The organism is Prosthecobacter sp. Pr1, from assembly GCF_057652315.1.
In genome coordinates, this window is the sequence record NZ_JBYFBS010000010.1 from 202839 (window position 1) to 219192 (window position 16354).

Consider the following 16354-nt stretch of genomic DNA (forward strand, 5'->3'; position numbering starts at 1 on the left):
GTTTCCAACCCACATGAAGAAACTGCTCACCATCCTCCTCGCCCTCACCGTCTCGCTCCAGGCTGAGATCGAACTCAAGCAGGGCGACAGCATCGCCATTCTCGGCAACGCACTGCCTGACCGCTCGCAATATTCCGGCTGGCTGGAGACGATGCTGACCCAGGCCAATGCCGGCAAGGACCTCACCTTCCGCAATCTGGCCTTTTCCGGCGATGAGGTGCAGACCTGGCACCGCATCGACAACTTCGGCACACGCGACGAATGGCTCACGAAGGTGAAGGCTGACGTCATTTTCGCCTTTTACGGCTACAATGAATCCTTCAAGGGCTACGAGGGCATTGAAGACTTCAAAAAGAACCTCGCCAAGTTCATCGACGACGCGAAGGCGCAGAACTACAGCGGCAAAGGCGCGCCGCGCATCGTGCTGTTTTCGCCCATCGCCCTGCAAAAGCTGGCCAATCCAAGCCTCCCGCCGGTGGAGGAAAAGAACACCAACATCCAAAACTACGCCGCCGCGATGAATGAAGTCGCCACCGCGAAAGGCGTGACGTTTGTGGATCTCTTCCAGCCCAGCGCCAAGGGCCTGCCAGAGGGCTCCACACTCGACGGCCTCTACATTACCGACAGCGGGGAAAAGGCCATCGCGGAAGCCGCCTTCAAATCCCTCACCGGCAAGGATGCACCGCAGGTGAATGAAAAACTGCGCAAGGCCATCAACGACAAAAACTGGGAATGGCACCAGCGCTACCGCACCGTGGACGGCTACAACGTCTATGGCGGCCGCTCCGGCCTCGCCTACGCCGCTGGAGTGGGTGGTTTCAAACAGAACGAGCGCAATCCCGAGAAGCCCTACATTTCCAATTACCAGGTGATGATGGAGGAAATGGCCCAGCGCGATGTGAAGACGGCCAACCGCGACAAGCGCGTCCACGCCATCGCCAAAGGTGGCGATCTCGAAGTCAAAGACGACAACCTGCCGCCCGTGGAAAAAGTCCCCACCAACATGCCCAACCCGAAGGAGGGCAAGGAGTTCAACAAGGTGCCGATGACCGGCATGACCTTCACGCCCGAAGGGCTTGTAGCTTTCCCTGACGCCAAGGAGGCAATGAAAAACATCCAGGTCGAAGCCGGACTCAAGATCACGCTCTTTGCGGATGAAAAGAAATTCCCCGAACTCGCCAAGCCGGTGCAGATGGCCTGGGACACCCGCGGCCGCCTGTGGATCAGCGCCTGGCGGAACTACCCCGAGCGCACCCCCACCAGCACCAAGGGCGACAGCCTGCTGGTTTTTGAAGACACGGACGGTGACGGGGCAGCGGACAAGATGACCGAGTTTGCCGACAATCTGAACTGCCCCACCGGATTCAATTTCTACAAGAACGGTGTCATCGTCATGCAGTCGCCCAATCTCGTGTATCTCGAAGACACCGATGGCGACGGCAAAAGCGACAAGCGCACCATCCTGCTGATGGGCCTCTGCGCCGCCGACTCCCACCATGAAACGAATGCGCTGAGCTACGACTGCGGCGGCGCCCTGTATCCGAGTGACGGCGTCTTCCACCGCACTCAGGTTGAAACACTCTACGGCCCCGTGCGCAATACGAATGGCTGCATCTACCGCTTTGACCTCAACCGCCGCACGCTGGAGCGCTTCACCACAGACGCCACAGTGAATCCCCACGGCAAAGTTTGGGACCGCTGGGGCAACGCCTTCTTCACCGACGCCACCGGCAACGTGAACACCTTTGCCGAAGCCTCCTCCTGCTACCTGCCACGCGAAGGCGGCGGCAGCGCCAAACTGCAGGAGTTTTGGAAACGCCCCGCACGCCCCGCCGCTGGCAACAACCTCATTTCCAGCCGCCACTTTCCGGACGACTGGCAGAACAATTTCCTCAACTGCAATGTCATCAGCTTCCAGGGCATCTGGCGCGTGCCGCTCATGCCGGACGGCTCTGCCTTGAAGGGCGAAGTCAGCAACGAACTCGTCAAGGTCGATCCCGCCGTGTATCCCACCTTCCGCCCGAGCGCTGTCAGCGTGGGCCCGGATGGCGCGCTGTATTTCTGCGACTGGTCCAATGCCATCATCGGCCACATGCAGCACCACCTGCGTGATCCGAACCGCGACCACCTGCACGGCCGCATCTACAAGCTGACCTATGAAGGCCGTGCGCTGCTCAAGCCGGCCAAAATCTATGGTGAGAGCATTGAGCACCTGCTCGAAAACCTCAAAGCGTGGGAGGACAACGTGCGCATGCGCAGCAAGATCGAACTGGCCAAGCATGATCCCGCCAAGGTCGCCGCTGCAGCAAAAGCCTGGGCCGCAAAGCTCGATACGAGCGACAAAGAGTACGAGCACCATCGTCTTGAAGCGCTGTGGACGCACCAGTGGGTCGATGTCGTCGATGTGGATCTGCTCAAAGCCGTTTTGAAATCTCCCGAGCCTCGCGCCCGTGCCGCTGCAACGCGTGTGCTTTGCTACTGGAAGGACCGCGTTCCAGGCGCGCTTGATCTGCTCAAGGTTGCCGTCAACGACCCTGCCATGCCGGTGCGCATGCACGCCGTCCGTGCTCTCAGCTTCTACCAGCCCACGCCCGATGCGGAAAAGGCCCTCGAAATCGCCTACGACGTGCTCAAACAGCCCACCGACTATTACATCGACCACGTCTTCAGCGAATGCAGCAAAGGCCTGCAGTCCGTACTCAAGACCAAGGTCCTGCCGAAAGATCCCGGAGCGCTGGCCGAGTTCATCTCCAAGACCACCGATGCCGACTTGAAGGGCCTGCCCGATCTGGAACCCGTGCTCATCGAAAAACTCACGCGGCCAAAACTCACCGCCGACGTCCGCGCGAAAGCTCTCGAAGAACTCGCCAAGACCAGTGGTGACGACGCGCCCGTCGTGCTCGTGAACATGCTCAAGCGCATCGAAGCCGCCGACGGCAAACTCAACGCCACCGCAGACGACCTCGGCAAGCTCCTGCTCGCCCAATCCCCCGGTATGCTGGCCCGTCACGGCACGCTCATCAAGACCCTGGCCCAAGATGCGAAACAGGCCCCGGTGAAACGCGCCTGCTACGCCGCCTACATCGTCGGAGACAAAACGCCGGACAACCTCTGGAAGGCCGTCACCGACGGCGGCGAGCGCAACTATCTCATCGAAGCCATCGCCCTCATCCCCGCCAACGAAGCCGCCCTGCGCGCCAAGTTCCAGCCGCACCTCACCGCCCTTTTGGGAGATGCCAAGCTCGATGGCGGCCGCCTTCGCGCCGTGCTCACCGCCCTGCCCCTCATGGGTGCAGACAATGCTGCCGCGAACTTCCAGATCGTGGCACAGCACCTCATCGACGGCAAAGAGCGCAACGCCGCCGCCAAGGCCCTCATGAAATTCCCGAAAGCCAGCTGGGACGCCGCCAAAGCGAAACCCGTCACCGACGCCGTCCTCGCCTACGGCAAGACGGTGAAACCCGCCGACCGCAGCAAGCCCGAGTATGTCGAGATCATCGCCGCCGCCAAAGAAATGGCCGCGCTGCAGGGAGACGCTGGCAAAGCCACCCTCGCCGAACTGAAGACCATCAGTGTCGATGTCTTCGTCGTCCACACTGTGCACGAGCAGCTCCGCTTTGACACCACCCGGATCGAAGTCACCGCCGGCAAGCAGTTTGAAGTCATCTTTGAAAACGACGACGTCATGCCGCACAATTTCGTCATTGTCCCTCCCGGCAAGCACATGGAAATCGGCACTGCCGCCATGACCATGACGCCCGACAAGCTCGACAAGCAAGGCCGCGCCTTCATGCCCGCCGCCTTTGAGAAGCAAATTCTCGCCGCCACCAAGCTCCTCGAACCCGGCCAGAAAGAAACCATCAAACTCAAAGCCCCCTCACAACCCGGCGACTACGAATTCGTCTGCACCTTCCCCGGCCATGCCGTTCTGATGTGGGGAACGCTGAGCGTGGCGAAGTGAGGCAGCGAACTTGATTCAGCAGTTGGTTAATGCCCCACGGACGAGATGGAATGTCCGTGGGAGGTGGACATCAACATGGTTGTCAATGATCCGCCATCCATTAAACTCCCCCCATGACAGCAACCTTGGAAGCCGATCACAAGCTCTCTCTCTCTGAAGACGTTCTTGCCCAAGGACGATTCAAGGACGGCATGGAATTTCGCGTGAGCGTAACGCCTTCAGGCGCAATGATCCTGAGACCCAACCAGCCGCGCCGAAAATCTCTTGTGGAACACTTGCGTGGACTGCAAGGGCTGGAGCTTCCTCCGAACCGCGAACCTCTCGGCCCGCCTGCTGATCTATGACCTACCTGCTGGACACGAATGTCCTGTCCGAAGGCATGCGCCCACAACCTGACGTTAAGGTTATCGAGTGGCTGGATGCCCATCAGGAACAATCAGCCATCAGCGCACTAACGCTTGCAGAACTGGCCCGAGGAGCAGAGTGGGCAGTTGATGGAAAACGGAAAAACGAGCTGCTGCGACGGCTCCGCTTCATGCAGGAAGATTTCGCGGATGCCATTCTGCCTTTTGACGATGCTTCAGCCTGGGAATGGGCTCGTTAGTGCAAACGAGCCAAAGATGACGGCCATTCGGTGACCGTGATTGACAGTCTGATTGCCGCCACGGCTCTCGCGCGTATGGACTGACCATAGTCACGCGGAATGTCGCAGATTTTCCAGGGCTGGCTGTCCTTGATCCGTTCACAACGTCTTGACCAAGGGGCTGCCAGATCGGCTTCGAGGTAAAAGACGCATGAAACCCCAAGCTGTAATCACCAGTTCAAGCGGCATCAGCCTTCAACGCGCCAATGTTTAGAAATGCGCCGGTTCTCCGGCGATTGCGGTTTCGAACGTCCACCGGCCCACGCAAGGCTCCAGAGGACTGGAGCACTCCAAGACGCTGGCGCGTTCTTGAGGCTCCAGACCACGCATGGAAGCGTGGTTCAGCTCTCGCGGATTTTCCCGGCGAGTGAATCCAGCGTACGCTTGAAGTCGTTGGAACCATTGACGAGGTTCGTGACGACTTTGCAGGCGTGAATGACGGTGCCGTGGTCACGACCACCGAATTCATCGCCAATCTGCACCAGCGGAAGCTTGGTCAGGGTGCGCGTCAGATACATGGCCACCTGGCGGGCTTCGGCGATGTTTTTCGGACGACGCGGGCCGGTAAGGTCGCTCACCCGCAGATCGTAATGCGTGGCGATGATGCGCTGGATACGGTCCACGGTGACGGTCTTTGACGGATCTTCATCGATCACATCATGCAGCATCGTCGCGAGCGCAGATTCTGTGGGGACGGTGCCTTCGAGCGAGACATGAGCGGCGACGCGCATGAGCGCGCCTTCCAGCTTGCGCACGTTCACACGGATGCGCTGCGCCATGAAGTCGAGGATCCATGGGTCGAGAGACACATTGAAGTCGCTCTGCTTGCGGCGCAGGATGGCGATGCGGGTTTCAAAGTCCGGCACCTGGATCTGCGTGGCAAGGCCCCACTCAAAGCGTGAGACGAGGCGGCTTTCGAGATTTTTGATCTCGCTCGGCGGGCGGTCGCTGGCCAGGACGATCTGCTTCGCGTTGTTGAAGAGCTCGTTGAAGGTGTGGAAGAACTCCTCCTGCGTGCTGTCCTTGCCCTCGAAGAAATGCACGTCGTCGATGAGCAGCACATCCACCTTGCGGTATTTCTGGCGGAACTGGCTGAAGGTCTGGCGCTTGATGGCGTCCACGAACTCGTTGGTGAACTGCTCGGAGGTGACGTAGCGCACGTTCGCACGTGGTTTGCGCGCCAGCACTTCCTGGCCGATGGCCTGAAGAAGGTGCGTCTTTCCAAGCCCCGTGGGGCCGTAGAAGAACAGCGGATTGTAGATGCGGCCCGGCTTTTCAGCCACCGCCTTGGCAACAGCCACGGAGTAGCTGCTGTTGGGGCCGATGACGTAGCTGTCGAAGTTAAACTTGGCGTTCAGTCCCGCTTCGCTGAAGAAACGGATCGGAGCCTGGTCACCGGCGTTGACACGCGCCGCCTTGAGTTCGGGCATGGGCGCGTAGGAAACGGGGGTCGGTTCCGTCGCCACATGAAACTCAATGACTGCAGGCACTCCAGTGACTTCAGCCACGGCATCGGCAACGGCCACCGTGTGATTGCTCTCGATCCAGAGCTGATGGATCGGATTCGGCACGGTGATGATGAACCTGCCGTCATCTGCCAGACGACCCGAGGTGCCGCTGAAGCAGCGCTGAAAATTATCCCCGCCCAGACGCTTCACCAAAACTTCGCAGACCTGGTCCCAAACCGTGGGAACAGGTGTGAACAATTCGGTGTGTGCATGGTGAGCCGAGCCATTGAGGGAAGAGTGATTCGAGTTTTCATCGTTGCGCGCCATGATGAGTGTTTCTGGGAGAATGAGGTCGGGATTAGGTTGGTAAGATGCGTCGGCAGGTATTCAATTGGGAACAATCAGGAGGCCATCGAATATCTTTTTAAACGACCATGCTTTGTATGTCGAAACCGACACATGAAACAAGCTCTTCTTCGATATATTTTTTGAAGTTTCCATCCAAACGAACAAAACATTCAAAATTAATTTGCATTAAAATGTGAAGATCTGTGCAAACAGCAGCGAACAAGCTGTGAACAGTTTGCGAATAGCTGTGCGCAACCAAAACAGGCACACAAAATGCGTGCCTGATCTCATGCGGGAAAAGATCATTCCCGCATGGAGCAAGCCGGCATCAATGAGCCTTCTTCACATGCTCGCCGAGGAGATCACGGCCAAAGTCGCCGTCAAAGCTGCGCCAGACACTATGCACATGGTTGGCATCGTTCTGGGTGTTGTCATACTCGAGCAGGAAGGTCTTGCCCTGCACACGGTAGTAGTGCGGTTCGCCGCGCTCCTTGCCACCAGCCCAGGCGAAATAAATCGGACCGCTCTCTTTAAACTCGGCGCGGGCGGCTTCAGCAATTTCGGGACGCATCCGGTCAATGTACTCCGAAATGATGCGCGTGAGCATGTCCTTCTGCTTCGCGTTGAGTTCCGAATCAACAAGACCGGCAGGTGACAGCGGGTTCACCTTGTGCTCCGCTGCAGTGATCATTTCCTTGGGGGCTTCCGTGGCGACAAAGGCCGTCTTGAACTGCTCAGGCGTCAGCGACTTGACCAGTTCACGGCCCAGTTCTTCCTCGACTCCCAGCACACGCAGTCCGGTGAGCGGCCCCTGGCGGATTTCACCTGGATTCGTGCCCATGAAAGCGGGAGTGGCACGGAGCATCTGGCCGTCTTTGATGGTGAAATTCAAGGACAGGTGATGTCCTTCCACACGCCAGCCCCAGGCACCCTTGTCAGCGGGTTCACCGAAAATTGAGACAAAGTATTTTTCTGGATCGCGTTTTTCGCGGACGGCGGCGCGCTTGGATTCATCGGCACCTTCCATCTGATAGAGCACTTCTTCGAGACTCATGATCGTCACCGCCTTGGCGGAGCCACGGAAGCTGAGACCGGTATTTAAGAGAGCATGGGCGAGAAGGCGCTGCTGCGGCGTCATTTCCTTGAGGGGCAGCCCCTTGCGCTCACGCGGGATGAAGTGCCAGTTTTCGCGCTCCTCGGCGGCAAACTCGAAGCAAGCCTTCGCTTTTTGTTCCGGAGTCAGCGCAGCCAGAAAGACCTTGGCAATGGCGGACATCTGCGTGCCCGCATCGTGCGCCCCCACCTTGCTGGGAGTGAAGCTAGAAAGGGCAAGGCAGATGCCGAGAAACGGGACAGAAAGGCGCTGAGCGAGGTGCATGATGGTGGTTGTGAGTCGTCTTGATTGGTTGGCAGGGCAAGTCGAACGCTCATTCTGGGAGAGGTTTGTCATTCATTGTCATCATTTTTCACGTTGCGAGCGCCGAGACGTTGACACTTTCCTGCGCGAGGTTGTAGTCTGATGATTATCGTAAAATACCGTTTTCACGCATCACCCGCCAAGCAGATCCGAATTCATGTACTCCAATGAAGCATACCTCCTCGAACAGCTCCTGGAAACCGGCCAGCTGTCCGAGCGTGACATCCAGCATGCAAAAACAGGTCTGAAGCCTGGAGAGAGCGCCGTTGCCATCCTGGTTAAAACAGGCACGATCACAGACGAGCAGATCGCACGCACGGTTGCCGTCAGCTCCGGCATGGAATACGTCGATTTGAATGGCTTTGAAGCCCATCCAGGCCTGAAGGGACTCGTTCCTGTGGATGTGGCCAAGAAATATAAAATTGCGCCGCTGGGGATAAACGGGAGCACCTTGCAGATTGCAGTATCCGACCCGTTTGACTTCGAAACGCTGGATGCTCTGCCACATGTGCTGCAGCCGGACATCGAATACTACTGCTCCACCCCGGGTCTGATCAAGACAGTGCAGTCCAATATCTATGGCAATGAAGCCATTCTTGGCATTGAAACGAAGGGTGCAGACGCTGGCACTTCCTCAGACGCTGACGCCCCGGTCATCAGGCTGGTGCAGAACATGCTGATGGAGGCCTTCAAGCAGAAGGCGTCTGATATTCACGTGGAGCCGCTGGAGAAGGACATCCGCATCCGCTACCGCATGGATGGTGTCCTCGTGGACGTGGAGCATCACCCCAAACGCCTGCATTCCGCGATCATCGGGCGTCTCAAAATCATGACCGGCTCCATGCAGCTGGATGAAAAGCGCATCCCGCAGGACGGCCGCATCCAGATGAACTTCAATGACAAGGAGATCGACATGCGTGTGTCGATCATCCCCACCAACAATGGCGAAAGCGTCGTCATGCGTGTGCTCGACAAGAGCAGCCTGAAGCTCGGCCTCGTGGACTTGGGATTCCTGAGTGATGACCAGGCCTCCTTTGAGCAGCTCATCACCCTGCCTGACGGCATCATTCTGGTGACCGGCCCCACGGGCTCCGGCAAAACGACCACACTGTACGCCTGCCTCAATTTCATCAACCGTCCTGACCGCAAGATCATCACAGTGGAAGACCCGGTCGAATACGAACTCGCGGGGATCAACCAGGTCATGGTGAAGGAAGATGTCGGCATGACTTTCGCCGCTGCACTGCGCGCCATGCTGCGTCAGGCGCCCAACATCATCATGCTGGGGGAAATTCGAGATTTGGAGACGGCCTCCATCGCCATCCAGGCATCACTCACGGGTCACTTGGTCTTCAGTACGCTGCATACCAACGACGCACCGAGCGCCGTGGCTCGTCTCACGGACATCGGGGTCAAGCCCTTCCTCACCGCCTCCGCCGTTCGCGCGATCGAAGCTCAGCGACTCGTCCGCAAGCTCTGCCCTGACTGCAAACAACCCGGCAAACTCTCCAATCACGAACTGCGCTCCCTCGGCCTCGAAGCCGCCCAGATGGCGGAAGCCACCATCATGAGCGCCGTCGGCTGCTCCAAATGCCGCCAGCGCGGCTTCCGCGGTCGTATGTCCCTTGTGGAGATTTTCAAAATCAACGACGAAGTGCGCAGCATGATCAACCAGCAGCTCACCACTCCCCAGCTGCGCAAACGAGCACGCGAACTGGGCATGCGCACCCTGCGTGAAGACGGCATCCGCAAGGTGCTTTCCGGCCTGACCACCGCCGACGAAGTGATCGAAGCCACCATGTCTGACGCCGATTGATCCTCACTCCCAGACTTCCCCAACGAACTTCATTTCTTACAGACGACTATGACTCCCCATAATGTGGTAGAGATGCTCAAAAGCCGGGGCGTGATCGACAAAGGTCTCGCCTACGACATCGAGCAGGATTCCGTGCAAAACGGCAAAGACATTGTCCAGGTGCTGCTGGCCTACGGCATCTACACCAATGAGGATGAATTCTGGGCGCAGGTGGCCGATGAACTCGGCGCCGACCACTTCGACCTCGACAATTTCGAACCACCGCCCTCCGTCATCGCGTTGATTCCGGCAGGCATGGCACGTCTCTACGGCGCGTTTCCGATCACGCTGGATGCGCAGGGACTGCACGTCGCCTTCACCGATCCGCTCAATCCCCAGCTGGTGGAAGACCTGCGCTTTGGACTCGAAAAAACGATTGTGCCGGTGGTCGCCCGCCGCAGCCAGGTGCTGACCTTGATCGAGAAGTTTTATGGCGCTGGCGCACCCAGCATTGAGGAAATCTTCGGCCAGCTCGGCAAGAGCGGCAAAGACGGCATCACCGCTGAAGCAGAAGCGAATTCCGCGCCCATCGTCAAGTTCGTCGACCTGGTGATGCAGCAGGCCATCAAGGAGCGAGCGAGCGACATTCACTTCGAGCCCTTTGAGCGCGAGTTTAAAATCCGCTATCGTGTGGACGGCGCGCTGTATGAAATGGCGCCGCCGCCCATTCACCTGGCCACTTCGATCATCTCCCGTATCAAGGTGATGTCGAACATGAACATCGCCGAGCGCCGCATCCCGCAGGACGGACGCATCATGACCAACGTCGGCGGCAAGCCGGTGGACATGCGCGTCAATTCCCTGCCCACGCAGCACGGTGAGTCTGTGGTGCTTCGTGTTCTTGACCGCTCCTCGATCAACATCGAGCTCGATGCGCTGGGCATGCAGCCCTTCCTTCAAGACTACATCGTCGAGACCATTCACAAGCCCAACGGCATCTTCATCGTCACCGGTCCGACCGGCGCTGGCAAGACCACCACCCTCTACGCCTGCCTGCGCAAGATCAACACCATCGACTGCAAGCTGATCACCGCCGAAGACCCGGTGGAATACGAACTCGACGGCGTCATGCAGGTGCCGATCAATGACGCGGTGGGTCTGACCTTTGCCAAGGCCCTGCGCTCCTTCCTGCGTCAGGACCCTGACCGCATCATGGTGGGAGAAATGCGTGACCTTGAAACCGCCCAGATCGCGATCCAGGCCTCCCTCACCGGCCACTTGGTGCTCAGCACCCTGCACACCAACGACTCCGCCGGGGCCGTCACCCGTCTGGTGGACATGGGGGTGGAGCCCTTCCTCGTCTCTGCCACGCTGGAGGGAGTGCTCGCCCAGCGCCTTCTGCGTACCATCTGCAAAAGCTGCCGTTCACCGTATGAACCGAGCCTGAGCATTCTCAATCAGCTGGGCCTCACACCGGAAGATCTCGGTGGCAAGCAGTTCTACACCGGCTCGGGCTGCTCTGTCTGCGGCAACAGCGGCTACAAAGGCCGAAAGGGCCTCTACGAGCTGCTGGATGTCACCGATCCCATCCGCGAGCTCATCACCGGCCGCGCGCCCTCCATTGTCTTGAAGCAGAAAGCCATCGAACTCGGCATGGTCACCCTGCGTGAAGACGGTCTGCGCGGCATTTACGATGGATCAACGACCATCGAGGAAGTGCTGAAATACACCTGATCTCCGCAACGCCAGACGGCGCCCCCTGCCGAGTGCAACCCTGTACATTATTTGATGGACAGAACACCCGCCGTCCCGGTATTCTAAAATTACCCTGAACAAACGCCGCCACGATACGCCCCTATGCCCACGTTTCATTACATCGCCCTGGATCAGAACGGACAGGAAACCGCCGGAGATCTTGACGCTGCCTCCGAGGCAGATGCCATCAATCAACTGCGCCAGACCGGCCTCTATCCGACCAGCGTCGCCGCCGAAGGCCAGGGCCAGGCGGCTGCCATCAAGAAACGCGTCAAATCCACCTCCAAGGGCAAGGCAAAGACCGTCAAAGTCGGCGCAAACGCCAAGGTCAAGAGCAAGAGCCTGATGATTTTCACACGTCAGCTCGCCACGCTCATCGATTCCGGCCTCCCCCTGCTGCGCGGTCTCACCGTGCTGGGCCGTCAGGAGCCCAATCTGGTGATGAAAGGAACGATCACCACGCTGGCGGACAATGTTCAGACCGGCAGCACCTTCTCCGAAAGCCTCCAGCAGTACCCGCGCATCTTCAACAAGCTCTACATCAACATGGTGAAAGCCGGTGAACTCGGCGGTGTGCTTGAGCTCGTGCTCAACCGTCTGGCCGAGTACCAGGAAAAGGCCCAGAAGCTCAAGAACAAGATTGTCGCGGCGATGGTTTACCCGATCATCGTCATGTTCATTGCCGCAGCCATCATGGTCTTCCTCATGCTGGTCATCGTTCCACGATTTGAGTCCATCTTTGATGACATGATCCCTGGCGGCAAAGAAAAGCTGCCGGCGTTGACGAAATTCGTCATCGGCTTCAGCCGCACCATGTACGACTACATCTGGTATCAGGTGGCCGGTCTGGCAGCGATCATCGCCGGCTGGCGCATGATGGCCGCCACCAAAGGCGGACGCCGGTGGATTGACCGTACCAAGCTCAAGCTCCCGCTCTTCGGCGATGTGCAGAGCAAAACCGCCATCTCACGTTTTACCCGCACTCTGGGAACGCTGGTGACCTCCGGCGTGCCCATCTTGCAGGCCCTGAACATCACCCGCGACACCGCCGGCAACACAATCATTTCCGACGCCATCACCAAGGTGCATGACGCAGTGAAAGAAGGTGAGTCCATGGTGGCGCCTCTGGAGTCCAGCGGAGTCTTCCCCCCGATGGTGATCTCCATGGTCGACGTGGGTGAGGAAACCGGCCAGCTTCCTGAGATGCTTCTCAAAATCGCTGACGTCTATGAAGACGAAGTGGACAATTCCGTCTCCGCCCTCACCTCCATGCTGGAGCCCCTGATGATCGTCGTGCTCGCCCTCGTCGTGGGTGTGATCGTCATGGCCCTCTTCCTCCCACTCATCGACGTGATCAAAAACCTCAGCGGCGCTGGCGGCTAGGACAGGACACCACCCCCAACCAACCTTGGAGTCATGAAATCAACCCGCTTGTCATTCCATTCACGTACGCGTGCCTTCACCCTGGTGGAGATGCTCATCGTGGTCACCATCATCTCGCTGCTTGCCGCCCTGACCATGGGCGGGTACACCTTTGCCATGCGCTCCTCGAAACGGCGCCTGACCACAGGAACGTTTGAGGCGATCAAACTCGCGCTTGAACGCTACAACACGGAATTTGGTGAATACCCGGAGCCGGCCAACAGCAATCAAATGGTGCAGTTTCCTCCCGGCCTGGCCACCTATGACACCTCCGGGGCTTCATGCCTCTATCAAGCGCTGACAGGTGACGGTTACGACCAAATCAAAGGGGTCACTGGCGATCCTGCAGGAGGCGGATCAGGCGGCACGTCAGATGGCAAAGTGGAAGGCGCGGCCGAACTCAAAAACAAGATGTTCGTCGAAATCCCACAGACCATCTACACCCGAAAAGGCAGCACTTACATGCTGATTGACGGCTTTGGCCACCCCTTTCAGTACCTCAAAGCAGCCATCCCCACCACCACGACGACCGGTGCTGGAAGCGGGGGCAGCACCACCACTCCCACCACCATCAACACAACGTATGATCTCTGGTCATACTCAGAAGATGAGCAAAACACCACCAAGCAAAGCATCAGCACTTTGACGGACCCAACCGTGTCCGCAAAATGGATCAAAAACTGGTAAATTGCGGCGGCTGCTTCTTCTGAAAACGACATCTTGCGTGTTTCCGGGCAAAGTTTGATACAGTATGCCCATCGGTCTCGCCATCGCCTCCATTCTTGCGTTGTTCGTCAGTTTCTGGGCATTGAACATCGCACGTGACCCGAGCGTCTGGCGACTCTGGTGGATGGATTTGCTCGGAGTGCTCGATGTGGATTCCAATCGGGATCAGCGGCGCAGCCAGGAGCGCCAGATGTCCTTCATCTGCTTCACGCTGTTCCTGCTCCTGCTCTCCACCGGCCTCAGCGGAGCCTTCTGGACGGTCGACTTGGTGCGGGATCACAAACGTGACAAAACACGCTTTGAGCGCGCAGAGGAGAGCTCCAACCGAGAAATTGAGAAGGTCAAAAGTCAGCCTCAGAGAATTGCCCGCTGAGGATGCGGCCGGCCTGATGGGGTGGATTTTGGTTTGCACGGGGCGTGCATCGCTGCGAAGAAACGTCTCATTCCCCATCCCGACCCCATGAACCGCCAGGAAAATCTCGAATCCCTCTTTCGCAACGGCAAGACCGTCATCCTTCCCATTGACCACGGTTGCGCCATTCCAGTGCCTGGCTTGGAAAACCCCTTTCAGCTCATCGATCAGGTCAATGAATTCGTCGATGGCTACGTCATGAACCTCGGTGTCGCCCTGCGCGCTGCCGACAGCCTCGCCGGCAAGGGCATCATCCTCCGCACGGACGTCTACAACACACGCACCACAGGTGAAGGCGCCGGCAGCATCGGCGTCTTCGGCGTCGAAGAAGCGGAAATGGTCGGCGCCAATGCCGTCATGAACATGCTCTACCCCTTCTCCGCCTATGAGAAGGCCAATTTCCAGGAGTGCGCCGACCTCATCCGCCTCAGCCTCGACACAGACATTCCCGTCATCCTGGAATCCCTGCCCTACGCACTGGGCGCTCCGGAAAAATACACCGTGGAAAATGTCAGCTTCGCAGTCCGCCTCGCAGCCGAACTCGGCTCGGATGTCGTGAAGTGCCCGTACCCGACCAATGGCACGGTGGACGACTTCCGCCGCATCATCGGCCAGAGCTTCGTCCCTGTCATCATCCTCGGCGGTGCCGCCATGGGAGACGACGCCGGCCTCCTGAAGATGGTCGAAGACGCCATGGATGCCGGTGCCGCCGGCGTGGCGATCGGCCGGAACGTCTGGCAGCACAAAAACCCTGCCGCCATCGCCCGCAGCATCGCGGCCGTCGTGCATGAAGACGCCTCCGCGCTTGAAGCCCTCGCACTGCTGAAAGAACCGGTGCGCTGAGTCAGTTTCGTTTTCCCCGCCATGAAACGACTGCTTCTTGCCGCCAGCCTGTTCGCCACCTGCTCTCTTCACGCCCAGCAGCTGCAATCTTTCGAGATCAAGGCTGACGACTGGGCCGATGGCGAGCCGCCAAAGGAAGTCTTCATCGTGGATGGCACCATCAAGATCGCCGCGCGCGATGGCAGCAAGGCCATCGTCATCGATCCCAATCCCGTCACCGACGCCAGCGCCCAGCTGGCCGTCTCCGCCAGCGGCAATGCCAGCATCGAAGCCAAAATCCTCGCCATCAAGCGTGGCCGCAGCACTCCGCGCTTCGGCGTCAGCGTGCATGGCATGAGCGGCCACCGGCTCATCGTCAATCCCGCCAAAAAATCTCTCGATCTCGTCAAAGGCGACCAGACGCTTGTCACCGTCCCCTTTGCCTGGACCAGCGAAGCTTGGGTAAAGGTCAAACTCGAAGCCAAAAAAGGCGCTGGAGACGCCTGGACCATCACCGGCAAAGCCTGGCCTGCCGATGCCGCAGAGCCTGCCGAGCCCCTCATCAAGCACGAGGACACCAAGCTCAAAGGCCAGGGCAAATGCGCCATCTGGGCCACCCCCTTTTCAGGCGAGCCCGTGTTCTTTGACGACATCAAAATCAGCGTCGAAGCAGCTGCCGCCGCTCCTTAAGGCGCAGGCGGTGCTTTGACCGTGATTCGGTGAGGCAATGAAGCCGTCGCTTCTTTGCCGCTGAGCGTTTCGAACTTCGTCAGCCGGGCAAACATGAAGCCGACAAAGACGCTGGCATTCATCTCAATGGGAATGCGCAGCTCATCATCGGAAACCCAGATGGTCGCCGTCTTCATCTTCTTGTAGGCGCTGAGGGCCAGCGTGGTGCGGTCGATTTTTCGAATCTTCAGCCCCAGCTTGATGCAGGGGCGCTTCTGCCCGCCATATGTGATGGTCTCGCGTCCCTGCACCTCAAAGGTGGTCAGGTAGGGCGTATCCCAGGGCTGCACCACCCGTGTGATTTTTTGCCCGTTCTTCAGTTCCAGGCTGCGCACATACAGGATCACGGAAAGAATGTCATCCATGGGGCCATAGGCGCACACGGCGGTGGAGGTGGACGGGGATCCCTTCACCGGCTGCACCTGCGTCTGCGTGATCACACGGTGCCGCTCAAATGCCACGCGGTAGCGGCAGGTCTCTTCACTGTCCGTCTCACGATGCTGTAGAAAGTGCGCCCGCAGATCCCCCCGATGCATGATGGAGGACATCTCACAGTCGTACTTCCATAGCGTGCGGGCCAGCCCTGTGCTCGCGGCGGAGGCATCGGCACGCCAGTACTCACCCGCTTCACGCACGGTCAGCGTGGCCTGTCCCGCCGTCATCACATGGCTCCAGCCGATGTCAAAAGTCAGCTTGCAGGGCGGCACCTTCCTGTGAGTTCCTGCCGTGCCAGGCGTCAGCTCTTTGACCCACTCCGGCGTCTGCGCACAGGTCATAGAATGGCTCAGCACACCCAGGAGGAAAACGAGTAGAAAGCGCATGCGCCCACTATTCCCTCAATTTTCCCTTTTGCCAGTCTGTGTCTTTTCCGCCACA

The 16354-nt window shown here is 58.7% G+C and carries 13 protein-coding genes; 10 read left to right on the top strand and 3 right to left on the bottom strand.

What is annotated here, in order from left to right:
• Positions 1-13: 13 nt before the first annotated feature.
• From AC24GY_RS17545 to AC24GY_RS17555, 3 genes are all read left to right on the top strand, one after another.
• Positions 14-3961, top strand: coding sequence for a PVC-type heme-binding CxxCH protein (locus AC24GY_RS17545; protein ID WP_487685775.1), 3948 nt, complete (start codon positions 14-16; stop codon positions 3959-3961).
• Positions 3962-4074: 113 nt separating this feature from the next.
• Positions 4075-4305 carry a hypothetical protein gene (locus tag AC24GY_RS17550; protein WP_487685778.1) on the top strand — a complete coding sequence of 77 codons (231 nt, stop codon included), beginning with the start codon at positions 4075-4077 and terminating at the stop codon, positions 4303-4305.
• Entirely contained in the window at positions 4302-4565 is a 264-nt protein-coding gene (locus tag AC24GY_RS17555; protein WP_487685781.1) for a PIN domain-containing protein, read from the top strand. The genes AC24GY_RS17550 and AC24GY_RS17555 overlap by 4 nt, the downstream gene beginning before the upstream one ends.
• 380 nt (positions 4566-4945) lie before the next feature.
• Here the strand turns inward: AC24GY_RS17555 and dnaA are convergent, their stop codons facing one another.
• Both dnaA and AC24GY_RS17565 read right to left on the bottom strand, forming a co-directional pair.
• On the bottom strand, positions 4946-6379 hold the full coding sequence (gene dnaA, locus AC24GY_RS17560) for a chromosomal replication initiator protein DnaA (RefSeq protein WP_422319983.1): 1434 nt from the start codon (positions 6377-6379) through the stop codon (positions 4946-4948).
• A 349-nt stretch (positions 6380-6728) separates the two neighbouring features.
• Positions 6729-7778 (bottom strand): DUF3500 domain-containing protein, encoded by a 1050-nt coding sequence (locus AC24GY_RS17565; RefSeq protein WP_422319984.1) that lies wholly within the window; start codon positions 7776-7778, stop codon positions 6729-6731.
• 196 nt (positions 7779-7974) lie between these two features.
• Here AC24GY_RS17565 and AC24GY_RS17570 point away from each other — a divergent pair, with 196 nt between their 5' ends.
• From AC24GY_RS17570 to AC24GY_RS17600, 7 genes are all read left to right on the top strand, one after another.
• Positions 7975-9633, top strand: coding sequence for a GspE/PulE family protein (locus AC24GY_RS17570; RefSeq protein ID WP_422319985.1), 1659 nt, complete (start codon positions 7975-7977; stop codon positions 9631-9633).
• Between the two features lie 48 nt (positions 9634-9681).
• A complete protein-coding gene (locus AC24GY_RS17575) occupies positions 9682-11346 on the top strand; it encodes a GspE/PulE family protein (protein WP_487685784.1) in 1665 nt (554 codons plus the stop codon).
• A gap of 123 nt (positions 11347-11469) precedes the next feature.
• The gene (locus AC24GY_RS17580; RefSeq protein WP_422319987.1) at positions 11470-12750 is read left to right on the top strand and encodes a type II secretion system F family protein; all 1281 of its coding nucleotides are present in this window, start codon (positions 11470-11472) and stop codon (positions 12748-12750) included.
• 33 nt (positions 12751-12783) lie between these two features.
• A complete protein-coding gene (locus AC24GY_RS17585; protein ID WP_487685787.1) occupies positions 12784-13476 on the top strand; it encodes a type II secretion system protein in 693 nt (230 codons plus the stop codon).
• 64 nt (positions 13477-13540) lie between these two features.
• The gene (locus AC24GY_RS17590; protein WP_397383745.1) at positions 13541-13888 is read left to right on the top strand and encodes a hypothetical protein; all 348 of its coding nucleotides are present in this window, start codon (positions 13541-13543) and stop codon (positions 13886-13888) included.
• Between the two features lie 87 nt (positions 13889-13975).
• Positions 13976-14770, top strand: a complete 795-nt coding sequence (locus AC24GY_RS17595) for a class I fructose-bisphosphate aldolase (RefSeq protein ID WP_422319989.1) — start codon at positions 13976-13978, stop codon at positions 14768-14770.
• Positions 14771-14791: 21 nt separating this feature from the next.
• The gene (locus AC24GY_RS17600; protein WP_487685792.1) at positions 14792-15439 is read left to right on the top strand and encodes a hypothetical protein; all 648 of its coding nucleotides are present in this window, start codon (positions 14792-14794) and stop codon (positions 15437-15439) included.
• Here AC24GY_RS17600 and AC24GY_RS17605 read toward each other — a convergent pair.
• Entirely contained in the window at positions 15436-16299 is an 864-nt protein-coding gene (locus AC24GY_RS17605; protein WP_487685796.1) for a DUF3108 domain-containing protein, read from the bottom strand. The two genes, AC24GY_RS17600 and AC24GY_RS17605, sit on opposite strands and share 4 nt — an antisense overlap.
• Between the last annotated feature and the right edge of the window lie 55 nt (positions 16300-16354).